This window comes from Natronococcus pandeyae, assembly GCF_008122205.1.
In the GTDB taxonomy this organism is placed as follows: domain Archaea; phylum Halobacteriota; class Halobacteria; order Halobacteriales; family Natrialbaceae; genus Natronococcus; species Natronococcus pandeyae.
The window spans coordinates 532707-556917 of sequence record NZ_PHNJ01000002.1 but is presented as its reverse complement, the minus strand read 5'-3'; the positions used below and the strand labels follow the sequence as shown (position 1 = coordinate 556917).

The window sequence follows — 24211 nt, the reverse complement described above, 5'->3', positions numbered from 1 at the left end:
CCGAATGTCAAAACACAAACAAAGTATTTGAACCAGGGAGCAGCTCCGCTGCGACCGTGGTTCAAATCCCGCCTCGGGCGCTTCTTCGATTTCTAACTCGTAAGCGATCGGCGTAGCCGTATGGCGAACATTCCAGCCGAAGAGCGCCGGTAGCAGATTCCACCTCCAACGCGTTCTCAAATCTTGGTACTGCCGAATAATCTGCGGAGGCGCTCCAGAAACTCGTTCCGTGTGCGGAGAGAAATTATATACTATTGTCAGTTATAACTGACTGATGAGCAACTCGAAAGCCCAGGGGGACGAGACAGAAGCCAGAACAATTTCACAATTTATCGCAAACGGCTACAGCGTCTCTATCCCCTTCGGAGATAACGATAAGTACGATCTGCTAGTGGACGACGGAACCCGGCTCTACCGCGTCCAGTGTAAAACGGCGTGGCAGAACAAACCACAGACGATTCGATTCAATACTCACTCACAGACGACGAAGGACGGGTCATACTACGAACAGACGTACGACGACGCTGTTGATGCGTTCTGTGTCCGGTACCCGGAGACAGACCAACTGTACTGGATTCCCATCGACGAAGCAACGAAACAGAAGATGGAACTCCGGTTTGAATCGAGCGTTGATCATCCCTCGATTAATTGGGCAACCGACTACGAGTTCGACGGCCAGATTCCGGAATAGAGTAATTCCGTCTACTCGTGCCACCTGATCCAGGTCGACTCCCGGTACGAACCTAGCCAGTTAAACCAGTTAGTACGAGCGTAGGTCAGATCCTAATATATTAGTACATTCGCGGTACCTCACTACGTGAGACAGGTCGGCGACTCGCCGCAGCCCGACGCTGCTCGAGCGAGCGCCGACGATCGCCTACCCATGTCAGAGCCGATCACCGTCCTCGTCGTCGACAACGAACCGGATTACGCGGAGCTCGCCGGCACGATGCTCGAGCGCGAACGAGCAGAGATCGACGCCCTCGTGGCGACCGACGCCACGGAGGCGCTCGAGGTCCGCGCAACGCGTGACGTCGACTGTATCGTCAGCGACTACGAGATGCCCGAGATGACCGGGCTCGAGTTGCTCGAGCGCGTTCGCGAGCAGGAGCCGGAGCTACCGTTCGTCCTCTTTACCGGAAGGGGATCCGAAGAACTCGCGAGCGAGGCCATCGCCGCCGGCGTCACCCAGTATCTACAGAAGGACAGCGGAACGGAGCAGTACGCCCTGCTCGCGAACCAGATCACGAACGCGGTCTCCCAGTATCGCGCCGAGACGGAGCTTCGGCGGAGCGAGCGCCGGTACAAGCGGACGCTGACGACGCTGCACGAGACGACCCGAGAGCTGATGCGTGCGGAGACGAAAGGCGAGATCTATCGCGTGGCGACCGACACCGCCGCCAAAATTCTCGACGTCCAGGTCGCCGCAGCCTACGCGTTCGAGCCGGAGAACGGCGTCCTCGAGCACGCTGCCTCGACCCGATCGTCGCCAGCGTTCGGCGAGCCCGACGTAACGATTGGACGGAACGACGGGCTCGTCTGGGACGTCTTCTCCGCCGGCGAGAGTACCTACTACGAGGACGTACTTCGCGAGGACGGCGTCGAGGGCACCCAGCCGCTGAGTCGGAGCGAACTGATCGTTCCGCTCGGAACCCACGGCGCGCTGGTCGTCGGATCCGGGACCGTCGACGGCTTCGACGAGACGATGACCGAACTGGTGCACATCCTGGGAGCGAACACCGAAGCCGCACTGGACCGGGCGGAACGCGAGCAGTTGTTGCGCGAGCACGATCGAACGCTCAGCCGCCAGAACGAGGAGCTGACGCGGCTCAACCACTTAAATGAGATCGTCCGCGAAATCAATCACGGCATCGCTCAGACGACGACCCGGAACGAGATCGAGACGACGGTCTGTGACCGTCTCGCGGACACCGACCGCTACCGCTTCGCCTGGGTCGCCTCGAACGACACCGAGCCGCCCGAACCGACGAACTGGGCCGGGGTCGATGCGGCGTACGTCGATCGCATCCGTGACGACGGTGACGACGCGCCGGAGAGCCTCCTCGTCCGAGAGACGCTCGACACCGAGCAGGTCAGGGTGGTCGAAAACGTTCTCGAGACCGACGGCTGGGGCTGTCGGCGAACGGAAGCGCTCACCTACGGCTACCAGACGGTGCTCGCGGTACCGCTCGTCGACGACGAGCGGCGGTACGGAGTGTTACTGATCCACGCCGACGGCGTCGACACCATCGGCGACGGCGAGCGTGAGGTCCTCGCCGAGCTCGGTGAAACCATCGGACACGCGATGCGATCGGTCGAGCGAACGCGCGCGATGCACACCGACGGAACGCTCGAACTCGAACTCGCGTGTCGCGACTCCCGACTGTTGACGAACCGGCTCTCGGACCGACTCGGCGAACCCGTCTCGATCGCGGGCGTGGTCGAACGGGGAGCCGACGAGACCCTCGTCTTCGTCTCGGTCCCGGCGGGGACGGAACTGGTCGCACTCGAGTCCGAGTGGGCGTCGGTCGAGCGGCTCTCGGTGCTCTCAGAGCGTGATGACGAAACCCTGTTCGAACTGACCGTAACGTCGACGCCCTTCCTGGACGCGCTTCGAACGTACGACGCACGGGTACAGACCGCGACGGCCCGGGGGGGCACGACGACGGTGACACTCGAGGCCCCCCACCAGGTCGACGCCCGATCGCTGATCGAGTCCCTCAGGGAGGGGTTTCCCGGGACGGAACTCGAAGCCCGTCGGGAGACGACGAGCACGCAGTCGGCGAGGCGACTCGACGCGCGTCTCGAGGAACGACTCACCGACAAGCAGTTCCAGGCGTTGCAGACCGCATACTACAGCGGGTTCTTCGAGTGGCCCCGTGAGAGTACGGGCGAGGACCTCGCGGACACCCTCGGCGTCTCACCGCCGACCTACCACTATCACCTCCGGGCCGCCGAACGGAAACTCGCCACGCTGACGTTCGACGAACACTCTAACTGATTAGTATGCCTCGTTCAATGTATACAAACAGTTAGAAATTATATTTAACTCCCATCGGCAATTACTGATAAGTGGCGATCTGCAATCGACTGTCGCCACCCCCAATCCCCCCACCCCACTTTTACCGAGGTCGACGGGTAGCGAGCAGTACACACTGTTGCCACGTCGCTGAACGTCCGCTCGGATGACCCCGAACGACACTACTGTTCCTGTACTGACGACCGGCCGTTCCGTTCCTCCCACTCGATCCACTCCTGTTCCCAGCCGGTGCGCGACTCCGCGCGTTGTCGGGCGTACTCGCGGTCTTCACGATCGGTTCGGTTCCGCTCGACGGCGCCGGACTGTTCGCCCTCGATCAGGAGCGGGTCGAAGGAGACGGCGTCGAACCGGGCGACGGTGTCACCATCCTCGAGCGCCTCGAGGCGCTGGCAGTGCGTTCCCCGCGGAAACACCAGTCGGCCGCCGTCGGCGAGCTGGGAACGCAACGCGTGTGGCGGCTCGACCGCCGCCGCCTCGAGCAGAATTCGATCGAACGGTGCGTATTCGGGGAATCCCTGTGCGCCGTCGCGACGGTCGACGAGCACACCCTGATAGCCCGCCTCCGCGAGGTTCCGCCGCGCTTCGACGACGAGCGGACGGGAGATATCGACGGCGTGGACGTTCGTCTCGCCGACGAGTTCCGCGGCGACGGCCGCCGTGTAGCCGACGCCGGCGCCGACGATCAACACGTCGTCGCCCTCTTCGGCGGCGAGCGCCTGAAAGAGTCTGGCGACCGTACTCGGGGAGAGGACACGGGTTCCGAGGGCCTCGTGCTCGCGGTCCGCGTACGCGGCCCGCTCGTCCTCGAGAAACGCGTGGCGAGGAGCCTCTCGCATGGCGACGGCGACGGCCTCGTCCGCGAGGACGTCCTTGGCCGGGGACTCGAGCCCGTCGACCATGTCCTCTCGCAGTACCGCGGGGTCCATAGGGAGAGTACTCGACCAGGCGTAATCAAACGCGCGCTCGCATGTGCATCGTGACGATCACTGACCCCGCTCACTGGCCGCGCATCTGGACGAACCGAACGCCGCCGTGCGTGCTCCGCTCGAGGCTCCCGTCCGCGCGTTTTTCGGCCAGTACGAGCGTCTGGAACCCGGTGCCGACGGGCGCGAGCAGTCGGCCGCCGGGACGGACCTGCTCGACGACGGGGCCGGGAAGCTCCGGAGTCGCGCACGTGAAGTACGCGGCGTCGTACGGCGCGTGCTCGTCCCACCCCTGTCGACCGTCTCCGACGCGGACCGAAACCTCGCCGTAGCCCGTCCCCGCGAGACGGTTGCGGGCCTTCTCGGCGAGGTCTTCACTGTACTCGACGCTGAAGACGTGCTCCGGGCCGACGAGTTCGGCGGTGACGGCCGCGTGGTAGCCACAGCCGGTCCCGATCTCGAGGACGTCCTCGCCCGATTCGAGTTCGAGTCTATCGGCCATGATCGCGACCATGTGCGGGGCGCTGATCGTCTGTCCGTCGCCGATCGGCAGCGGCCGATCCTCGTAGGCGCTGTCCCGACGGTCCGGCGGGACGAACGCGTGGCGCGGGACCGCCTCGAGCGCCTCGAGGACGCGGTCGTCGTCGACCCGCGAGGCGACGGTCCGGACCATCCGCTCGCGTGCGGTCTTGTAGTCCTCAGCGTCGTCGGAACCGTCGGAGGCGAATCGATCAAACATGCTCGAGGGTACTCGCTCGCCGACAATAGGCTGTGGGGCACTCAGTGAAAGAGTAACCGTTTGGCGAGCAGAATCGCCGAGAACATCACGAAAGGGGCTGACGCGTTCGGCGAAGCACGACGACGCGAGCATCGAAGGCGAGCATCGCGAGCCGAGACGCACAGCGAGACGCGCGAGTCGAGCGCGTCAGGGGCTTTCGCTCTGCGTCGTCACCAGTTGCAGCGGAGCAGTTGCGACCCAGAGAAGAGCACCGTTTTTGTCGAAATCCACGTTTGGGTCCGCCCAACCCACAACGAACGCCTACTGCAGCAGACGATTACCAGGCCGACCAGGCGCTGCTCTGCTGGTCGTAGGCGTAGACACGTTTGAGATCCTTCGCGACCGCCCTGTCGCCCTCCATCTCGTACCGATCCCGGTCGTACCCCGATGCGTCCTCCCGGACGACGAAGGCGTCGATCTCGAACTCGTCGTCGCCGAACGTCTCGGTCTCGCCAACCTCGAACTCGTAGTCGCCCGGCACGTGGACGGCCGTGCTCCGGCTGTCCTCTCTCGAGCCGTCCTGCGGGTGGATCGTGACGTTGACCGCGACGTTGTCGACCTCGCGGGTCCAGACCGTCTCGATCTCGTCGGCGACGCCTTCTTCGGGGCGTTTCTGTCCGTCGAGTTCGACGCTCGTCACGCGAACCGTCGACAGCACTTCCTCGGTCTCGAGGATGAACTCGTCGCCGGTCTCGACCGTCTGATCCTCGGGGACCGTGACGTTGGCCGTGAAGGACTCGCCGCCCTGGGAGACGACGACGTCGAGGGTGACCTCCCGCTGGCGCTCGGGCTGGACCTTGTGGACGTGGCTACACTCACTACAGCGAACGGTGAGATCCCCACCGCCTTCCGTCAGTACTTCGTGGACCGTCTCGAGGTCCGGCGAGCACGACGGACACGGCGCCGGGATCCGATCTGGAACGTCGTTCATACCGCGTCGTATACGCCACGGCCGTAAAAGGAGATTGGACCGGCCGTCGGTTAGAGTCGCAGCGGTTCCTCGAGATCCGCGTCTCTCTCGGTGGACGCCATCAGGCGGTCGCGTTCGTCCGTCTCTCGTTCGTCCGCCGAGGAGAACGTCGCGCAGAACTGCTCGAGTCGCGCCGCCTGCAGGCGCCAGCTGAACTCGCAGGCCTGCGTTCGCGCTCGCGATTCCATCTCCCGACGGCGATCCGGATCGCCGAGCAGTTCCTCCAGCGCCGCTGCCAGCGCGTCCGCCTCCTGCGGTGGAACCGTAAGCCCGTCCGTTCCCGGGCGGAGATACGTCTTGATCCCCTCGAGATCCGTCGTCACGACGGGTGTGCCACAGGCCATCGCCTCGAGGTTGACCGTCGCGAAGCTGTCGACGTGGGTCGGCAGGCAGAAGACGTCGGCCGCGGCGTAGTAGCCCGGCAGTTCGTCGTGGGGGACCTCCCCCTCGAGTCGGATCCAGTCCGCGATTCCGAGCTCCTCGGCCCGGCGACGCACCGCCGTCTCTTCGACGCCCGCACCCGCGATCCGCAGGTGGACTCGCTCGTCGAGCCGGGACACCGACTCGAGCAGGTCGAAGATTCCCTTCGACTCGACGAGGCGGCCGGTGAAGAGGATCGTCGGCTCGTCACGTTCGAACGCGGGTTCAGCCTCGGGATGGAACCGCGTCGTGTCGACGCCCGTCGGGATCACCGCGTCGACCTCGTACCCGAACCGGTCGACGATCCGATCCGCGAGGTACGGCGTGTTCGCGAACGTCGCCTCGGTCGCAGTGAACCGCTCGCGAACCGCCGCGCCGATCCCCGGGCTCCGATCGCTGAGAAAGCCACGAACCGTCGGGACGTCGACGAGATTCGACAACAGGAGATCGTCCAGCACCTGGAACGTCACGAGGACGTCGACGTGCTCGCCGACGTGATCGGTGAGACCACTGTAGGTCGACCAGGCCGTCATCGCGAACTTGGAGAGCGTCTGTCGGCCGACCGGCAGCCCTTTCGCGGCGGTCGCGAGCGCCCTGCCGTCGAACATCGGCGTTTCGATCACGGTGACGTCGGAGTCCGTCAGTTCGGAGACGACGTCGCCGCCCTGCGTGTACAGGTAGACCTCGTTCGACGCCGCGAGCTCGATCGCCATCTGCCGAGCGTAAATAGCAACTCCACCAGCGTGCGTCGTGCCAGCGTTATCGTGGTAAAGACCGATTCGCATACCGAACGACGACCGGCAGCACAAAATGTTATTATTCAGTTTTAGTTACAGACGGACCGGCCTACCGTTAGATCGGCCGGTCTATGTCGTTGCTAGCCACCGGTATCGGCTCGTAGGGATGGTATCAGCCCCCATACGCTCGCGAGACGGTTATCCGTAAGCGGTCCGGTCTCGGCGGGAGCACACGAGACGCCCACAACGGCGGCTCGAGTGGGATCCAGTTGCAGAACGGCAACGGGCGAACGCAGTTGCAGAACGGCAAACGGGCGAACGCAACTGATACAGTGAGGATACTGGCTAGTGGAACCGTGTACTTCGGTTCGGACGTCGAAACTGGCGTTCCATACCGGTTCGCGGTTGGTACCGCTCGTTCGTCGGACGGTCTCTGACCTCCCCGCGTTCGCGGCTATCGCCGCTTACTCACTGCGTGGAAGTTCTACTTCCACGCCGACTCACGGCTCGTCGCCGTTCGCCACTGGAAGCCTTACGGCTTCCCCTGCTCGCGGTTTCACCGCTCGCTCGTTGGGAGGTCCACGACCTCCCCGCGTTCGCGGCTCCCGCCGCTCACTCACTCTGCGGAAGCTCCACTTCCGCACCGTCCGCCCACACCGTCGGCTCCCGAATGATCCCGTCGAGGTGAATTGGCGCCTCGACGTCGCCGCCGATCCCCGCGTCGTCACCGATCGCGATGTGGACCGTGCCGCCGGCCTTCTCGTCGAGCAACACCGAACCGACGAGTTCGGTGACCGCGACGTTGGTTCCGATCCCCAGTTCCGCGAGGTTGTAGGCCGCGTCGCCGACCTCGTCCGCGGCGTTCTCGACCGTCTCGCGGATCTCGTCGTCCGAAATCTCGGTGACGAGCCCGTCTTCGACCTCGAAAGTCAGCGTCTCACCCTCCTCGAGCAGTCCGTGGGGCATCATCGTCCCGTCGACGACGAAGGTTCCATCGGCGGTCTCCGGGCTGACGAACACCTCCCCTGCGGGCAGGTTCGACATGATCCCTGGCTCGTGAACGATACCCGTATCCGAGAGGAACTCCCGGTCGCCGATTCCGAACGTGATGTCGGTGCCGGCGGGCGCCGTGACGCGAACCTCGTCGGCGCCGTCGACCTGCTCGCGAACCGTCGCGGAGTGGTCGGCGATCAACTCGTAGTCGGCGTCCAGTCCCGTCGTGAACACGTCCTCGGTGATCCCCGGCAGGGTGGCGACACGGGCGCCCGCCTCGTTCGCGTCCGTGCGTGCGCGAGTGTGGCTCAGGCTCTTCGTCGTCGGCGCGAGGACGACGTCGGCGCCGGCCATCGCCGCCGCGACCGGCGCCGGCGGTTCGCCGCCGTGGGTCTCGCCCGGCGGGTAGCGGACGATCACGGCGTCGTCGGTGATCTCGCTCGCGACGTCGTAGATGGCCTCGCCGATGGGTTCTCGCTCGTCGTCCGTGACGACGGCACAGGATTCGTCGGACTCGAGGGCGAGACACTGCCGAACGGCCGTCTCGGCCGCAGCGTGAAGATCGGACATACGTGACTGTGGACACAGCGGACCGATAGGCTTTGCCCTCGGCGGGTCACGACGACAGGACTTTCACGGAAGGATACCGTTGCTTACGCTACTCATGGGCTGGACGGCGCTGGACGACGCACTGTTCGACGAGTCGACGAACCAGGGTCTCAGAGAGGCGTTACCGGACGTCGCGATCGCCGCCTTCGAACTCCTTACCCATCTCGGCGACGGCGCCGCGTTGATCGTCTTCGCGACGCTGCTGTACTGGTTCGGGACCGAATCCCGACGACGGAAGCGAGCGCTCGTGATCGCAATCGGGCTTGGCGCGCTCGCGATCAGCGCCGGAATGAAGGGAATCTTCCTCCGTCCACGTCCAGAACTGGCAGACGGCTACGGCGGCTACAGTTTTCCGAGTGCCCACGCGATGGGGGCCGCGGCCTTCTACGGCGCACTGGCGGTCGTCTCGAATATCGGAACGAGAGTCCAGCGGTACGTTGTCGCCGGAGTGGTCATTTTCCTCGTCGCGCTCTCGCGGGTCGTCATCGGCGTTCACTTCGTCGGCGACGTTCTCGCTGGCGTCGTCATCGGACTGGCGTTCGTCGCTCTGATCCTCCGCACCGACGATCCCGAACCGGGATCCGTCTTCGCGCTGTCCGGCGTTCTCGCTTTCGGCGCGTACCTTCTGGGGTCACGGGAATTCACGACACTGACTATCGGTGCCGCTCTCGGTGCAACGGGTAGCTGGATGTACGTCCGGAACCAGCCCGCCGATCCCCGCGGCGCCGCGCTTCTCGTCCTGGCTGCCATCTGCCTTCCCGTCCTGATTGCGCTCCGGTTCGTCTTCGGAGCCGTTCCGGGACACTGGGTCCTCGAGATCGTCGGCTATGCCGCCGCGACCGGTGCGATTATCGCGGCCCCCCTCGTCGCCGAGCGACTGAACGACTGGCCACCCGTCGTCTGGCTCCAGCGCCGACTGCCGTTCAGCGGGCGTGTGCTCGATCCCGACCAGGTCACCTCACGATAGACCGCGACCGATCGGGCGCAACCGACCCTATCAGGGCTCCGCGTCGTTCCGACGACGGCCATCGGTTCGTGGTAGTTCGGTCGGCCAGAAACGGACCTCAATCCGTGCGCTCGAGCACCTCGATCGCGACCAGCGACTCGCCGGTCAGCGCACGAACGTAGGCGCCGCCCGCGATCGAGACGTGGCCGAAGTCGTCCTCGTCGAGCCCGTACATCTCGATTGCACGCGAGGTGTCGCCACCGCCGACGACCGAGAAGCAGTCGGTCTCGGAGATCGCCTCGAGCACTGAGACCGTGCCGTGGGCGAAGCGCTCGTCCTCGAAGACGCCGAGGGCACCCTTCACGAAGACGGCCTCCGACTCGCGGGCGAGATCGGCGTACTTCTCGGCCGTGTCGGAGCCGACGTCGAGGTAAGAGGTGTCTTTCTCGAGGCCTTCGACATCGACCTCGGCGCGCTCGCCGTCGTCATCGTAGGCGAGGTCGCTCGCGAGGTGCAGGGAGTCCGCGTACTCGGAGAGGATACGCTCGATCGTCTCTTGCTGTTCGTCCCACTGCTCGTCGAAGAAGTCGGTTCCCTCGACGTCGTAGCCGACGTCGTGGCCGTCGGCCCGCAAGAAGAGTTCCCCGACGATACCGCCGAGACAGAACCGGTCGACGGTGTCGTCGACCTGTTCGATGACGGGAATCAGGTCTTCCGCCTTGGTGCCGCCCAGCGCCATCGTGACGGTGCCGTCGAACTCCCGTTCCTGAATCGAGGAGTTCGCGGTGTACTCGGTCTCCATGACGCGGCCGGCGTAGGCGTCCATCACGAGCGGGAACCCGACCAGCGAGGCGTGCGAGCGGTGGGCCGCCGAGTAGGCGTCGTTGACGTAGGCGTCGAACTCCGGGGCGAGCGTCTCGACGAACTCGGTGTCGGCTTTGACCTCCGGCTCCTCCTCGGGGAGTTCGTCGTCGCACATCCGGGCGTTCTCGAGGACGAGCAACTCGCCTCCCTCGAGGTCGTCGATCGCCGCCAGCGCGTCCTCGCCGTACGTGTCCGCGACGAAGTCGACGTCCCGGTCGAGGTGGTCCGCGAGAATATCGGCGTGACCCTCGAGCGAGACGAACGTGTCGCGGCCGGGTCGGCCCTGGTGGGCGAGCAGGGCGACCGCGTGGTCGTCCGCGAGCAGTTCGCGCAGCGTCTCCGCGTGACGGGCGAACCGGCGGTTGTCCTGGGGGACCCCGTCTTCGACGGGCGCGTTGATGTCGATGCGTACCAGCAGGCGCTGTCCGGACTCGAGATCGTCGATCGTCTTGAACATACAGGTACAGCGCGCCGAACGCGCTTAAAATTTAAAAGGTGAACCGCTCAGTGCGTGGCCGCTTCCTCGGCGGCGACGCCTTCGGTCTCGGCGGCGATATACGTCGCGAGGTCGAGCATCCGGTTCGAGAAGCCGTACTCGTTGTCGTACCAGGTCAGAACCTTTACCAGACCGCCCTCGAGGCTCATCGTCGACTCGAGGTCGACGTACGAGGAGAACGGCATCCCGACGATATCCCGGGAGACGATCTCTTCGTCGGTGTAGCCGAGCACGCCGGCGAGTTCGTTGTCGGCCGCGTTGCGGATGGCGTCGGCGAGCTCTTCTTCGGTGACGTCTGCCTCGAGATCGACCGTGAGGTCGGTGATCGAGCCGTTCGGCACGGGAACGCGCATCGCCATCCCGTCGAGTTTCCCCTCGAGCTGGGGAAGCACTTCGGTGGTGGCGATCGCCGCGCCCGTCGAGGTCGGGATGATGTTTTCGGCAGCGGCGCGTCCGCGACGGCGCTTGTCGAGCGGACCGTCGACCAGGTTCTGCGTGCCGGTGTAGGCGTGGACCGTCGTGAGCAGGCCGGACTCGATGCCGAACTCCTCGTCGAGCACCTTCACGACCGGTGCGACCGAGTTCGTCGTACAGGAGGCGTTCGAGACGACGTCCTCGCCGTCGTAGTCCTCGTGATTGACGCCGTAGACGATCGTCTGGACCTCTTTCTCGCCCTTCGGCGGGGCCGAGATCAGCACCTTGTCGGCGCCGGCCTCGAGATGCTGGGCAGCTTCGTCGTGGGTACGGAAGATGCCGGTCGCTTCGAACGCAACGTCGACGTCGAGGTCGTCCCAGGGAAGCTGGGTTGGGTCACGCTTCGAGCACAGTTCGATCTCCTGACCCTCGACGGTGAGGGTGTCGCCATCGAGTGAAACATCGTCGAGGCGTCCGTGAGCCGAGTCGTACTGGAGGAGATACCGCATGTCGTCGTTGTCCATGACGTCGTTGATCGCGACGATCTCGACGTTGTCGTTGGAAAGCGACGCGCGGAGTACGTTTCGACCGATCCGTCCGAACCCATTGAGGCCGATACGTAGCGGCTCTTCGAAACTCCCGTCTGTGTACGAATGTTCACTCATATGTGAGTACTAGAGAGCCACGATTAAATCACTTGCCCCTTGCGAAATGTTGATGAACGATCGAGAACTATCCCGGCGTACCCGAGAGACGGAACGGCGGCGCCCCGTTCGAAGTCCTATGAACGTTTTCTTATATATCTCCTCTCCAACGTGTGTACACACTAGCACGGTCCCACCTGCCGGTTTTCGTCAAACAACTCAATTACGAGTTAACATCTATCAGATTTTTGCAAAACAGTTATGCCGGTTGGCGGTGGACGTCAACGCGTATGCTCCGGGTCGGAATCAACGGTTACGGCACCATCGGAAAACGCGTCGCAGACGCCATTCGAGCGCAGCCTGACATGGAGGTTGCCGGCGTCGCCAAGGTCAGCCCCGACTACGTCGCCGTCGGGGCGGCCGAGGCCGACTACCCGCTCTACGCGGTCGACGAGGATCGCGCCGATGGGTTCCACGAGGCCGGCCTCGAACTCGCCGGCACCGTCGACGAACTCGTCGCCGAGAGCGACATCGTCGTCGACGCAACGCCCTCCGGTATCGGTGCCGAGAACCGCCCTCTGTACGAACACCACGACACCCCCGCACTCTTCCAGGGTGGCGAAGACGCCACCATCGCCGAGGTCAGCTTCAACGCCCGCGCAAACTACGACGAGGCGACCGACGCCGACTACGTCCGCGTCGTCTCCTGCAACACGACGGGGCTCTCCCGATTTGTCGCCCCTATCCACGAGGATTACGGGATCGAAAAGGTCCGAACGACGCTGATCCGCCGCGGCGGCGATCCGAACCAGATCGGACGCGGCCCGATCAACGACGCGGTTCCGGACCCCGTCTCCATCCCCTCCCACCACGGTCCCGACGTCCAGACGGTTTTCCCCGAACTCGACATCGACACTATCGGGCTCAAGGTACCGACGACGATGATGCACGTCCACGCAGTCAACGTCACCCTCGAGGAGGAACCCGACAGCGTCGAGGAGGTCCGCAACCGACTTCGCGAGGAGGACCGCCTCCTGTTGATCCCCGAGTACGCCGGTATCGACGGCGCCGGCACCCTCAAGGATCTCGCGCTCGACGCGGGACGCCCGCGCGGTGACATCTGGGAGAACTGCATCTGGGAGGAGTCGATCACCGTCGAGGGTCGAGACCTCTACTGTATGCAGGCGGTCCACCAGGAAGCGGACGTCGTCCCCGAGAACGTCGACGCGATCCGTTCGGTTACGGGACTCCTCGACGGGCCGGAGAGTCGCGCGGTTACGAACGAAACACTTGGAATCGGCCTGCGTCGACTGGAAACCAGCGAAGAACGGGCCGCGGATCGACAGACCGCAGACTGAATTGTCGGGGAAAGTTTTTGGCCGTCCCGTACTAACCACCAGCTATGCGACGAGACGACCGCGACGAACCCTTCGACGACCTCTTTCGCGAAATAGAGCGGATGATGAACGAGATGATGAACGGTGCCGACGTCGATTTCGACTCACAGAGTACCGTCGATAGCGGCTTCGGTATGGACACCCACGTCGATATTCACGAGACTGACGACCAGGTCCGCGTCGTCGCCGACCTCCCGGGCGTCGAGAAGGACAACATCAACCTCGAGTGTGACGGCAAGACGCTCACGATCTCCGCCCAGAGCGAGCACCGCCAGTACGACGAGCGCGTCTCGCTCCCGCAGCGCGTCAACGAGCACACGGCGTCGGCGACCTACAACAACGGCGTCCTCGAGGTCGTCTTCGAACCGGCAGAGCAGTCCTCGGGTATCAGCCTGGAGTAACGCGGCCGTCGCGGTCACGACTGGTTTTTCTCGCGTCCGTTCGCCCTCGAGCGAACCGCATCGGCCAGCCGATCGTAGAACCCGGACTCGTACTTCGTCGCCTCGTCGATCGTCGGCCGGGCGTTTGTCTCGTTGATCACCAGCCGATCGTCCGTCTCGAGCAGGTCGACGCCAAGAAACGGAATCTCGAGTTCGGCGGCGACCGACTCGGCCAGTTCGCGCCACGCCGATGGCAGGTCGACGCCCGTCGCCTCGGCCCCGCGGTGGACGTTGTGTTTCCACTGTCCCTCGCGGACCGCCTCGTCCGGGAGCCGGCGTTCGACCGCGCCGACGTACTCGCCCTCGACGATCATCACGCGGTAGTCGGTCGCCTCGGGAAGGTACTCCTGGACGAGAAACGACCGGTCGCCGGTCGCCCGGTAGTCGTGGACCAGCGAGAGGTAATCACAGATCCCCAGAAACGAGTCCAGGTCGTGGGCTTTCGCAACGCCGACGCCGCGGGTCGTCGAGTTCGGTTTCACGACCACCGGCGGCTCGAACCGGTCGAACGCGTCGGCCAGTTCGTCCTCGCCGACGTCGTTCGAGACGTACACGGAGTTCGGAACCGGGAGGTCGGCTCGCTCGAGTCGCGCCAGCACCTCGGCCTTGTTCCGCGAGGTGAGAACGGTTTCGTGGTCGTTGAGCCACGGAATCTCGAGCAAGGCGTCGGCGACCCCGCCCTCCATGAGCCGGCCGGGGTAGACGAAGCCCACATCGTACTCCCCGGCCGACCACGGGGCGTCCTCGCCGAGCGGTACCACGCGCTCGCTCGCGGGCACGTGGTGAACTCGTATGCCGCGCTCGGCGAGGGGCTCGCGCATCCGCTCGAACGTCTCCTTTTTGTTCGCGACCGCGAGATCGATCATACTCGAGCATCGGGAGCAGAGACGCAAAAATCTGCGTGCCTCGAGGCATTGGAAATCAATCAACGGCCGGGAGTGCGTCTCGAGCGAACGTGAGAGACGCACGACTCGGGGAAGGGCAGGCAGTTACACAATTATCGACCGCGAGTGAGCGCCGCCGGCGCGAACGAGCGGGCCGACGACTGACGTGGAGAACGCTACGCGTTCGGAACGGAAGGAGGAGTGCTTTTAATCGAATTTTTGCCGAGGGTGCGCCTTCGGCGCACCCGCAGAGCAAAACTTCGTTAGGCGACCAGCTTCTCTTCGCCCTTCTCGACGACGATGCGACACGGCGGCGAGATCTTGTTGTACGCACGGCGGAACGCTTCCTTGGCGAACTCGGCGTCGTCGAGGTCACACCAGATCGTGAAGATGCGCTCGCCCGCGTCGATTCGTGCGGCGGTGCCGACGATCTTCCCGAAGGACTGGCGCATCCCGTCGGAGACACGGTCCGCACCCGCACCCGTCGCCTGCTTGTTCTCTCGGATGACGTGGTGTGGGAACTTGCGGAGGATCATCTTGTAGTTGCCCTCGCCGGCGTTTTTCAGCATGTAACGGTTCGCGGAGAGGCGCGAGGCCTCGAGGCTTCCGTGGCGGAGCTGGACCTCCTCTTCGGTGATGAGGCTGATCTGGACGGGGTAGTCGTCGGGATCGGCGCTGATGTCGCCCATCTTGTGCTGTGCGATCTTCGAACCGGGGATCCCAGTAATGTATTCGCGGCGCGTGTAGGCCGGCTTACTGATCTCCCGGTACATTGAGGCAGGTTTGTCTGACATGGTTGTGGTTACTTACGAAAACGCAGGCCTACCGTGCGGATAAAGGCTTCGAAGCACCGCGTACAACAGCTGTCGACGTCGTCGATCGCCGGCGGTCTCTCGAGCCGGTCGCTGGGCGGTGGGAACTGGCGACAACACGGCGAGGACAACAATACGCTTCAGTCGCGCGGGACGTACACGTCGCCGTCCTTCTCGACGAGACCCTGCCCGGAGAGCGAGTTGAGGACCGAGAGGACCGAGATCTTCTTCATCGCCAGCGCCTCGTTGAGGTCGGTCGCCGTCGCGCCTCCGGTGGCGTCGAGGTAGAGGTACACGAGTTTCCCCTGCGGGGACTCGAGTTCGGCGGGCATCGGTTCGAGCTGTTCGGTGGTGAGTTGCTGTTCCATCATCGTAGTAGCAGTCACGCCAAACCCACATATAAATCTGTGGTGCAGGCGGGTAATATTGACTAGTCCATATAATGGCGATTATATAGATATATATTATGCCCCATATCGGAGTGGGGTCCGGTTTAGAGCACAGTATTAGTGTTTTCGACCGTTCTCTGTACGTGAGGAAAGTTCAGAGTCAGTGGAGGAACCGAACAGACCACTACCTAATATCGTCGGCTGTTTTTCAATTCGAGCCGTTCGTCTCAGCAGACAGCCACTAGTTCCTAATTATTAATAATGGTTAATTCGGGTTTGAGAGATGTATAAGGAATATTAATTCCGAGAGCCAAACGGGAAGAGACGAGACGCGGCGATTCTCACAATCTGGTCGCACGCATCAATCGATGGGAGACGTGGGAGACGTGAACTCGCAGTCCGCTCGAGAGCCACACGCTGGTGCGGAACGAAGCGGCTGAAAGACGCCGTCCCGCGTCTAGGGAGGTACCTTAAGGTTCTGCCACCGATATTTCGTAGCATGATGAAGAGTTTCCGGATCGGGTCTCTCTTCGGGATTCCGATCAAGCTCGATCTGACGTTCTTGCTGGTGCTACCGCTGTTCGCGTATCTCATCGGCATCCAGATCGGAGACGTTGCAGGAATTCTGAACGCTACCCTGAACGCGGGGATCGACATCGGAGACGTGACCGGCGGATTGAATCCGTGGATACTCGGATTCATCGCGGCGGTCGGGCTGTTCGTCGGCGTCGTGCTCCACGAACTCGGCCACTCGCTGACGGCCCAGCGCTACGGGTTTCCCATCGACTCGATCACGCTCTGGCTGTTCGGCGGCATCGCCGCCCTCTCGGAGATGCCGGAGAACTGGAAAGAGGAGTTCAACATCGCCATCGCAGGTCCGATCGTCTCCGTGCTGGTCGGCGTCGCCTCCTACGTGCTGTTTCTCGCCACGCCCGAGACGTTCAGCGGCGCGCGGTTCGTCCTCGGCTATCTCGCCGTGCTCAACGTCGCACTCGCGATTTTCAATATGATTCCCGCGTTCCCGATGGACGGCGGGCGCATCCTCCGCGCGCTCCTCGCTCGCGGCAGGCCCTATGCCCAGGCGACCCAGCAGGCGGCGAGCATCGGAAAAATGTTCGCGATCGCGATGGGACTGTTCGGGCTGTTCGCGTTCAACATCATCCTCATCGGCGTCGCCTTCTTCGTCTACATCGCCGCCTCGAGCGAGGCCCAGCAGGTGACGATGAAAGCCGCCTTCCAGGACGTCACCGTCGCCGACATCATGACACCCGCGGGCGATCTCCACACGGTCGAGACCGATACCTCGATCGCCGACCTGATCCAGCGAATGTTCACCGAGCGCCACACCGGGTATCCGGTCGTCGAGGCCGATCGCTTCGATGACGGCCGACTCGTCGGTCTCGTTACGCTCACGGACGCCCGAGAGATCAAACCCGTCGAGCGCGACGCCTACACGGTCGAGGACGTGATGACGACCGACCTGAAGACGATCGAGCCCAACTCGGACGCGATGGCCGCGATCGAACGGATGCGGGAGAACGACATCGGTCGTCTCCTGGTCGTCGAGGACGGCGACCTGGTCGGACTCATCTCGCGTTCGGACGTGATGACCGCGTTCGACATCGTCCAGCAAAGTGGTGCCCTCAACCCCTCGAAGAAGCCACAAACGGCCGACTGAACCCGTCTCGTGTTCCGCATTCAACATTCTTAACCGCCGGCGGGGCCGAGAGTCGGCCGATGCCACCGGCCATCGAGACGACGGACCTCGTGAAGGAATACGGTGACTTGCGTGCGCTGCAGGAACTCTCGCTGACCGTCGAGGAGGGCGAGTTCTTCGGACTGCTCGGTCCCAACGGGGCGGGCAAGACGACGTTCATCAATACGCTGGTCGGCCTCGCCCGCAAGACCGGCGGCGAGGCGCGAGTGTTCGGCCACGACGTCGAAGCGGAGTACCAGGAAGCCCGAAACGCGATCGGCCTCGCCCCCCAGGAGTTCAACGTCGATCGCTTCTTCCCCATTCGCGAGGTCCTGATGCACAAGGCCGGCTACCACGGGATTCCCGAGGACGAAGCCGCCGAACGGGCCGACGAGGTCCTCAAACGGGTTGGGATCTACGACAAGCGCAACGAGCGCTTCGACTGGCTCTCCGGCGGGATGAAACGCCGACTGCTACTCGCCCGGGCACTCGTCACGGACCCCGACCTGCTCATTCTGGACGAGCCGACGGCCGGCGTCGACGTCCAGTTGCGCCACGACCTCTGGGAACTCGTCACCGAACTCAACGAGGAGGGGACGACCGTGCTCCTGACGACGCACTACATCGAGGAGGCCGAACGCCTCTGTGACCGCGTCGCGATCATGAACGAGGGACAGAAGGTGACCGTCGCGACGCCCGACGACCTCAAAACGCGAGGGACCGACACGATCACGGTTCGTCTCGAGTCCTCGCCGGCCGTCGCGCCCGATCTCGGCGAGTACGCCCACGAGACGACGCTCGAGGACGGCCACCTCGAGGTTCGCGTCGACGACGGCGGCTCGACCGCGCCGCAGTTGCTCCACGATCTCGAGGCCGACGGCTACGAGATCGCCGACCTCGAGATCTCGCGGACGTCGCTCGAGGAGATCTTCGTCGATCTGACGAGGAGCGAGGATCGGACGGTGACGCGCTCCGGTGCGTCGGAGACCGACGAACCGACGGAGGACGAAACCGACGACGGGGCCGCCCGCGAACAGGAGGGGATCGCCTGATGTGGTCCGTCGGCTTCAGTGCGCTCTTTCGCCGCGAAATCCTGCGGTTCGTTCGCCGGCCCAAGAACACGTTCATGCCGCCGGCGATCACGAACGTCCTCTATTTCGCCGTCTTCGGGCTCATTCTGGGGGGTCGAATCGACGAACCGGTCGAGGGGATCGGCTACATTCTCTTTCTGGTCCCCGGACTCGTCGTCCTCGGTACGATCTCGAACGCCTTCGAGAACGCCTCGTTCTCGATCTTCCACGGTCGGTGGAACGAGTACATCCACGAGACGCTCACCTCGCCGCTCTCCTACGCCGAGATGGTCGTCGCCTACGTCGGCGCCAGCGCCGTTCGCGGGCTGATCGTTGGCGTCATCATCGCTGTCATCGGCCGGCTGTTCGTCCCGATCTCGATCGAGAACGGGCTCTTTCTGGTGGTCACGATGATCGTCATCGCCGCGCTGTTCGCCGGCTTCGGGATCATCGGCGGGCTGGTCGCTCGAGACTTCGACGATCTCACCGTTATGAACCAGTTCATCCTGCGACCGCTGGTTTTCTTCGGGGCCGTGTTCTACTCCCTGACGATGCTCGAGCCGATCTGGCAGGCCGTCTCGATGTTGAACCCGATGGTCTACATGGTCGACAGCGTCCGGTACGGGCTGCTCGGCTACTCTGATATGCACTCCGTCGCGCCAGCGGCCTACGCCGAGTTCGCGCCGTACGCATCGCTCGGCGTCCTGACGCTGCTCACGGTCGTCGTTATCGCCGTCGACGTCTACCTGTTCAAGATCGGCTACGGACTGACCGACTGAACTCCGGCGTCAGCCGTCGTACTCCGCAACCTGGACCAGCTGTTTTCCGACGTTCTCGCCCTCGAACAGTCCCATGAACGCGTTCGGGGCGTTCTCGAATCCCTCGACGACGTGTTCGCGGTAGTGGAGATCGTCCTCGCGAATGAACGTCGAGAGTCGATCGAGTGCCTCGCCCCACCGGTCCTCGTAGTCTCGAACGAGCAGTCCTTCCACGCGGGCGCGAGACTCGATAAGTTTTCCGAGCTTTCGCGGCCCAGTCGGGACCTCCGTCGCGTTGTAGAGCGCGATCTGTCCGCAGACGGCGACGCGAGAGCGGACGTTCAACAGCGGCCAGACCGCGTCGGTGATCGGACCGCCGACGTTGTCGAAGTAGACGTCGATACCGTCCGGACAGGCCTCGGCCATCGCCCCGGAGAGGTCGTCCGTCGTCTTGTAGTTGATCGCGGCATCGAAGCCGAGGTCGTCGGTGAGCCAAGATGTCTTCTCGTCGCTGCCGGCCGTCCCGACGACTCGAGCGCCGCTCAGTCCGGCGAGCTGTCCCGCGACCGAGCCGACCGCGCCGGCCGCGGCCGAGACGACGACAGTGTCGCCGGGTTGGGGTTCGGCGACGTCGAGCATCCCGAAGTAGGCCGTCACGCCGGGCATTCCGAGCACGCCGAGCGCCGTCGAAACTGGGCCGCGGTCAGGGTCGACTCGGCGCAGGTCGTCACCGTCCGCGACTGCGTGCTCCGCCCACAGGAGGTTCCCCGTCACGACGTCGCCCGCTTCGAAGCCGTCGTGGTTCGACTCGACGACTTCGCCGACGACGCCCGCTTCCATCGGATCGCCGACGTCCCACGGCTCCGCGTAGGACTCGGCGTCGCGCATCCGACCGCGCATGTACGGGTCGACCGACTGGTAGAGCGTGCGAACGAGCACCTCGCCCGGCCCCGGATCGGGGCGGTCGACGGTTACGAGGTCGAAGTTCTCGTGGCTCGGTTCGCCGGTCGGGCGGGACGTCAATCGCCACTGTCGCGTTTCTGCCATACGCCCTCGAGGTGCCGACGACAGGTCAATATTCGGCTCGCGGAACCTCCTCGGGGAACGGACAGACCCGTCGCAAATTCCGAACGAAGGGGAACCGTTTTGATCACAGTGGATGCATACTCGCCCATGAGCGGCACTGGCGACGTTCTGCTCGAGTTGCTCGAGGGGAACCACAGTCACGTCGAGGAACTGCCAGACGACTACTTCGCCGACGTACAGACGGGCCAACAGCCGAACGTCGTCTCGATCTGTTGTTCGGACTCGCGAGTCCCCCAAGAACGGATGTGGGGCGTCGATCACCCGGGAGCGGTGTTCACGCCGAGCAATATCGGCAACCAGGTCTGGGACGAGGACGAGGGCGAGCAGATCGTCGACGGCGGCGTGCTCTACCCGATCCACCACGCGGGTACTGACGTCGCGGCCGTCGTCGGTCACACCGGTTGCGGCGCCGTCACGGCGGCCTATCAGGTCGCGACGGGAGGCGAGAACCCCGGACCGCAGGGCGTCGACAAGTGGGTCGAGATGCTGGTCCCGGTCGTCGAGGAGGCCCTGGAGAGCGACCTCGTCGACACCGAGGCCGACGAGGAGACGGTGATCAACCAGCTCGTTGAGTACAACGTCGACCATCAGGCAGCGTTCCTCCGAGAGTCGGAGGACGTCCCCGACGACGTCGACGTCTACGGCTTCGTCTACGACTTCCAGGGCGTCTACGGCAACGAGCACGGCCGAGCGTACCTGGTCAACCACAACGGAGAGACGAAGCCGGAGGAGATCGCCGATCGGATCCCCGACGAGTACGAGACGGCGACGCAGAGTCTACTCTACTGAGTGGGGCGGTCGATTCGACGATTCGGCTCTCCCGCTGCCGAGAAGTTCGGCGCAGGGGTCAGTATCCGCCTGCCTCACCGAAACATCGTCCACACCGTCTGGTGCTGGAGTCGCTTTCGCTTCGATCGATCGAGATCAATCGGAGCCGGTCGTGTGCGACGTGAGATGTTGCTCCGCAGATCGTCCGAAAATCGGATCGACCGGGCTCGTGCTTGTGAATCGTCTTCGTCGTTTCGTTCAATACACCGTCCATGAGATTGGCTAGCATACGCCACATATATAATACTGCAACCCCGTTAATTTGGCAATAACTGACACAGGTACCGAAAGCCGTCGGCGAGACGCCGGTACCGTTTTGCTATCCCCGCCGAAAGAACGTACATATGCGGGAGTTCCTCGAGTCAGATACAGGCTTTTACTACGCCATCGGCGCGTTCACCACGCTGGTGTTCGTCGTCGCCCTCGTCGCGCTCGCAGCGATCAATCCAGGCGGCGTCGGCACGCGAGAACTGGTCGGACTCGTCGTCGGTTTTTTCCTGTTTATCCTCGTTTACTTCGTCTCGATTACGGTTCACCGACTGGAGGAGAGTGAGAGTGTGTGAAATCGAGTCATAGAATTTCGAAATATCGCTGCCAGAGCCGCGTATACCGAAGAATTTCGCAGTTAGGGTGAGTCGGAGGGTTTATCCGTTTCGGTGGCCTTTGTTCAGAAGCAATGGCGAAAGGAACCGTTGATTTCTTCAACGACACTGGCGGCTACGGATTCATCGAGACTGAGGACGCGGACGACGACGTGTTCTTCCACATGGAAGACATCGGCGGCCCGGACCTTGAGGAAGGACAGGAGCTCGAGTTCGAAATCGAGCAGGCCCCCAAGGGCCCGCGCGCGACGAACGTCGAGCGCCTGTAAGGCGGATTCGTAACGGTATCGGCACTTGACTGCAGTATTTTCACACTTTCTAGCGACCGCACTGGCCTGACGAGCGGTCCGCGAGACTGGTACAACGTTTAGTGACTCCACGACCCAGCCACGGGTATGACGGAGCCACGCATCCGCCGCCGCGAGGAGATCGAGTACGAGTCGGTCGAGGCCGCAGACGGTCTCGGGAAGGGCGTCCTGATTAGCGACGAGCACGGCGCACCGAACTTCGCGATCCGACGGTTCGTCCTCGAGGCCGGCGCGGCGGTGCCGAAACACACGAACGAAGTCGAACACGAACAGTACGTCCTCGAGGGCGAGTACACGGTCGGAATCGCGGACGAGGAGTACGAGGTCGAGGCGGGCGACTCGCTACTGATTCCCGCCGAGACCGTCCACTGGTACCGCAACGAGGGAGACGAGCGGGGCGCGTTCATCTGTGCGGTGCCGAACGGCGACGACGAGATCGAACTCCTCGAGTAGCGTCGCCACTGAGCGACAGGACACACCCGGGGACGGACCAGCTATATGCCGTCGACTCCCGAATCGTCGGAACGTCCGTGAACGTGCTACTCATCCTGGGTCATCCCCGGACGGATAGCTTCTGCGCTGCGTTAGCCGACTCCTACCGTGAGGGTGCCCGCGAGGCTGGCGTCGACGTCCGCGAACTCGCCGTCGCCGACCTCGAGTTCGATCCCGACGTCCACACCGAGTGTCCGAGTGACCAGCCGCTCGAGGACGACCTCCGTGAGGCCGAGCGCGAAATCGAGCGGGCGGACCATCTCGTCTTCGTCTACCCGAACTGGTGGGGGACGATGCCCGCCCGCCTCAAGGGCTTCTTCGATCGGCTGTTCAGGCCCGGCTTCGCGTTCTCCTTTTACGACGAGGGCGAAGGGTCGGGCCACGAAGAACTGCTCGACGACAAGACGGCCGAACTGATCGTCACGATGGACGTGCCGCCGCGGATCTACCGCTGGATCCTCCGCCAGCCCGGAAACCACGCCCTCAAGCGCGCGACGCTCGGGTACGCAGGCGTTCGGACCACGCGCGTGACGAACCTGGGATCGGTCGAGGACTCGACACTCGAGCAGCGCGAAGAGTGGCTCGAGCGGGTCCGAGAACTGGGGCGGAGTCTCGAGACCGGGCCGGAATCGCAGCTGTCGCAGGCGAAGCGGACGGCGACGACCTGGCTGAAGGCCCTCCGGCCGCAGTTCTATCCGATGGCCTGGATCGCCTACACGATCGGTGCGCTGGCGGCGGTCGGCTCGAGTTCGGTCTTCGCCAGCGGCGCGTACTGGCTGGGGCTCGGGTTTCTGGTCTTCCTCGAGGCCGCGACGGTGCTGAGCAACGAGTACGTCGACTACGAGACGGATCGGGAGAACACGTTCGCCGGGCCGTTCACCGGCGGCTCCCGCGTCCTCGTCGACGGCGAACTGTCGTTCGGAGCGCTCCGGAGCGGCATCGCTGCGGTGCTAACGGGTGCCGCCGCGTTCGGCGGGGCCGTACTGGTGGTCGGCCACGGATCGACGGCAGCGATGGCCGGACTAATGGGAGTGCTCGCGGTGCTGGCGCTCGGCTACACGATCCCACCGCTGAAGCTCGTCTACCGCACGCTGGGCGAACTGGACGTCGCCGTCACCCACAGCATCGGCGTCCTCCTGTGCGGGTTCGTCTTCCTCGGCGGCGCGTGGGACGATCCGCTCCCGTGGCTCCTGGGACTCCCGTTTCTGCTGTCGGTGCTTCCGTCGATCACCCTGGCGGGCGTTCCGGACGCCGCCGCCGACCGCGTCGCGGACAAGGAGACGGTCGCCGTCCGGTTCGGTATCGACGGCGCAGCGACGATGGCTGCAGCGACGGCCGTCCTCGCCGCCCTCATCGGCGCGCTCTGGCAACTCCTGGACGTGGTCCCCGGCTACGGCCCCGTGATCTACCTCGGGGTCGTCCACGCGCTGGTGCTCGTCTGGCTGCTTCGACGGCGGCTCGAGATCCAGGCAGGAGCCCAGCGGATCGACGTGCTGATGCTCGCCTCGCTGAGCTACATCACCTGGTTCGGCGTCGTCCCGCTGGTCGGGCTGTTATGAACGGACGAACGTATTAGGCCGGCCTAAAACAGAGTGTTTTTACACTATTAGGTGAG

General features: G+C 63.9%; 24 protein-coding genes. 13 read left to right on the top strand and 11 right to left on the bottom strand.

The annotated features are described in order from the left end of the window. The first annotated feature begins 274 nt into the window (after positions 1-274). Positions 275-691, top strand: a complete 417-nt coding sequence (locus CV102_RS06330; RefSeq protein WP_148857033.1) for a group I intron-associated PD-(D/E)XK endonuclease — start codon at positions 275-277, stop codon at positions 689-691. 192 nt (positions 692-883) lie between these two features. Then, complete coding sequence (locus CV102_RS06325; RefSeq protein WP_148857120.1) at positions 884-3001, top strand: bacterio-opsin activator domain-containing protein; 2118 nt, start codon at positions 884-886, stop codon at positions 2999-3001. 200 nt (positions 3002-3201) lie between these two features. Here CV102_RS06325 and CV102_RS06320 read toward each other — a convergent pair whose 3' ends face one another. The 5 genes from CV102_RS06320 to CV102_RS06300 all read right to left on the bottom strand — a co-directional run bounded on the left by CV102_RS06320 (position 3202) and on the right by CV102_RS06300 (position 8431). After that, positions 3202-3966 carry a protein-L-isoaspartate O-methyltransferase family protein gene (locus CV102_RS06320; protein ID WP_148857032.1) on the bottom strand — a complete coding sequence of 255 codons (765 nt, stop codon included), beginning with the start codon at positions 3964-3966 and terminating at the stop codon, positions 3202-3204. Positions 3967-4036: 70 nt separating this feature from the next. Further along, the gene (locus tag CV102_RS06315) at positions 4037-4702 is read right to left on the bottom strand and encodes a protein-L-isoaspartate(D-aspartate) O-methyltransferase (protein WP_148857031.1); all 666 of its coding nucleotides are present in this window, start codon (positions 4700-4702) and stop codon (positions 4037-4039) included. A gap of 316 nt (positions 4703-5018) precedes the next feature. After that, positions 5019-5672 (bottom strand): HVO_0476 family zinc finger protein, encoded by a 654-nt coding sequence (locus CV102_RS06310; protein ID WP_148857030.1) that lies wholly within the window; start codon positions 5670-5672, stop codon positions 5019-5021. A 50-nt stretch (positions 5673-5722) separates the two neighbouring features. Continuing rightward, entirely contained in the window at positions 5723-6844 is a 1122-nt protein-coding gene (locus CV102_RS06305; RefSeq protein ID WP_233710639.1) for a glycosyltransferase, read from the bottom strand. Positions 6845-7480: 636 nt separating this feature from the next. Continuing rightward, positions 7481-8431: an aminopeptidase gene (locus CV102_RS06300; RefSeq protein WP_148857029.1), complete on the bottom strand. Its 951-nt coding sequence runs from the start codon at positions 8429-8431 to the stop codon at positions 7481-7483. A 79-nt stretch (positions 8432-8510) separates the two neighbouring features. Here CV102_RS06300 and CV102_RS06295 point away from each other — a divergent pair, with 79 nt between their 5' ends. Next, positions 8511-9437: a phosphatase PAP2 family protein gene (locus CV102_RS06295; RefSeq protein WP_306438831.1), complete on the top strand. Its 927-nt coding sequence runs from the start codon at positions 8511-8513 to the stop codon at positions 9435-9437. 97 nt (positions 9438-9534) lie between these two features. On the opposite strand, the gene CV102_RS06290 is transcribed toward CV102_RS06295, so the two are convergent. Both CV102_RS06290 and gap read right to left on the bottom strand, forming a co-directional pair. After that, positions 9535-10737: a phosphoglycerate kinase gene (locus CV102_RS06290; protein WP_148857028.1), complete on the bottom strand. Its 1203-nt coding sequence runs from the start codon at positions 10735-10737 to the stop codon at positions 9535-9537. A gap of 47 nt (positions 10738-10784) precedes the next feature. After that, positions 10785-11855, bottom strand: coding sequence for a type I glyceraldehyde-3-phosphate dehydrogenase (gene gap, locus CV102_RS06285; protein WP_148857027.1), 1071 nt, complete (start codon positions 11853-11855; stop codon positions 10785-10787). Positions 11856-12124: 269 nt separating this feature from the next. Here gap and CV102_RS06280 point away from each other — a divergent pair, with 269 nt between their 5' ends. Continuing rightward, complete coding sequence (locus tag CV102_RS06280) at positions 12125-13192, top strand: type II glyceraldehyde-3-phosphate dehydrogenase (protein ID WP_148857026.1); 1068 nt, start codon at positions 12125-12127, stop codon at positions 13190-13192. 44 nt (positions 13193-13236) lie between these two features. After that, on the top strand, positions 13237-13632 hold the full coding sequence (locus CV102_RS06275) for an Hsp20/alpha crystallin family protein (RefSeq protein ID WP_148857025.1): 396 nt from the start codon (positions 13237-13239) through the stop codon (positions 13630-13632). 14 nt (positions 13633-13646) lie between these two features. Here the strand turns inward: CV102_RS06275 and CV102_RS06270 are convergent, their stop codons facing one another. The 3 genes from CV102_RS06270 to CV102_RS06260 all read right to left on the bottom strand — a co-directional run bounded on the left by CV102_RS06270 (position 13647) and on the right by CV102_RS06260 (position 15738). Beyond that, on the bottom strand, positions 13647-14537 hold the full coding sequence (locus CV102_RS06270) for an ATP-grasp domain-containing protein (protein WP_148857024.1): 891 nt from the start codon (positions 14535-14537) through the stop codon (positions 13647-13649). Positions 14538-14818: 281 nt separating this feature from the next. Continuing rightward, entirely contained in the window at positions 14819-15349 is a 531-nt protein-coding gene (locus CV102_RS06265; protein WP_148857023.1) for a 50S ribosomal protein L16, read from the bottom strand. Between the two features lie 158 nt (positions 15350-15507). Beyond that, a complete protein-coding gene (locus CV102_RS06260) occupies positions 15508-15738 on the bottom strand; it encodes a TrmB family transcriptional regulator (RefSeq protein ID WP_148857022.1) in 231 nt (76 codons plus the stop codon). 517 nt (positions 15739-16255) lie between these two features. Between CV102_RS06260 and CV102_RS06255 the strand changes: the two genes are divergently transcribed. From CV102_RS06255 to CV102_RS06245, 3 genes are read left to right on the top strand one after another with little or no spacing between them, the layout of a single operon-like run. Next, entirely contained in the window at positions 16256-17434 is a 1179-nt protein-coding gene (locus tag CV102_RS06255) for a CBS domain-containing protein (RefSeq protein ID WP_187432871.1), read from the top strand. 59 nt (positions 17435-17493) lie between these two features. After that, positions 17494-18504, top strand: a complete 1011-nt coding sequence (locus tag CV102_RS06250) for an ABC transporter ATP-binding protein (RefSeq protein WP_148857021.1) — start codon at positions 17494-17496, stop codon at positions 18502-18504. Next, the gene (locus tag CV102_RS06245; RefSeq protein ID WP_148857020.1) at positions 18504-19301 is read left to right on the top strand and encodes an ABC transporter permease; all 798 of its coding nucleotides are present in this window, start codon (positions 18504-18506) and stop codon (positions 19299-19301) included. Before CV102_RS06250 ends, CV102_RS06245 begins: the two co-directional genes overlap by 1 nt. 9 nt (positions 19302-19310) lie before the next feature. Here CV102_RS06245 and CV102_RS06240 read toward each other — a convergent pair whose 3' ends face one another. Then, positions 19311-20327: an NADP-dependent oxidoreductase gene (locus CV102_RS06240; protein WP_148857019.1), complete on the bottom strand. Its 1017-nt coding sequence runs from the start codon at positions 20325-20327 to the stop codon at positions 19311-19313. Positions 20328-20453: 126 nt separating this feature from the next. On the opposite strand from CV102_RS06240, the gene CV102_RS06235 reads away from it, so the two are divergent. From CV102_RS06235 to CV102_RS06210, 5 genes are all read left to right on the top strand, one after another. Then, positions 20454-21155 carry a carbonic anhydrase gene (locus CV102_RS06235; RefSeq protein WP_148857018.1) on the top strand — a complete coding sequence of 234 codons (702 nt, stop codon included), beginning with the start codon at positions 20454-20456 and terminating at the stop codon, positions 21153-21155. A 383-nt stretch (positions 21156-21538) separates the two neighbouring features. Next, positions 21539-21757, top strand: a complete 219-nt coding sequence (locus tag CV102_RS06225; RefSeq protein WP_148857016.1) for a hypothetical protein — start codon at positions 21539-21541, stop codon at positions 21755-21757. A 113-nt stretch (positions 21758-21870) separates the two neighbouring features. Continuing rightward, positions 21871-22065 carry a cold-shock protein gene (locus tag CV102_RS06220; RefSeq protein ID WP_004267330.1) on the top strand — a complete coding sequence of 65 codons (195 nt, stop codon included), beginning with the start codon at positions 21871-21873 and terminating at the stop codon, positions 22063-22065. A 126-nt stretch (positions 22066-22191) separates the two neighbouring features. Continuing rightward, positions 22192-22557 carry a cupin domain-containing protein gene (locus tag CV102_RS06215; RefSeq protein ID WP_148857015.1) on the top strand — a complete coding sequence of 122 codons (366 nt, stop codon included), beginning with the start codon at positions 22192-22194 and terminating at the stop codon, positions 22555-22557. Positions 22558-22634: 77 nt separating this feature from the next. Then, positions 22635-24155, top strand: a complete 1521-nt coding sequence (locus CV102_RS06210) for an NAD(P)H-dependent oxidoreductase (RefSeq protein ID WP_148857014.1) — start codon at positions 22635-22637, stop codon at positions 24153-24155. The last annotated feature ends 56 nt before the right edge of the window (positions 24156-24211 follow it).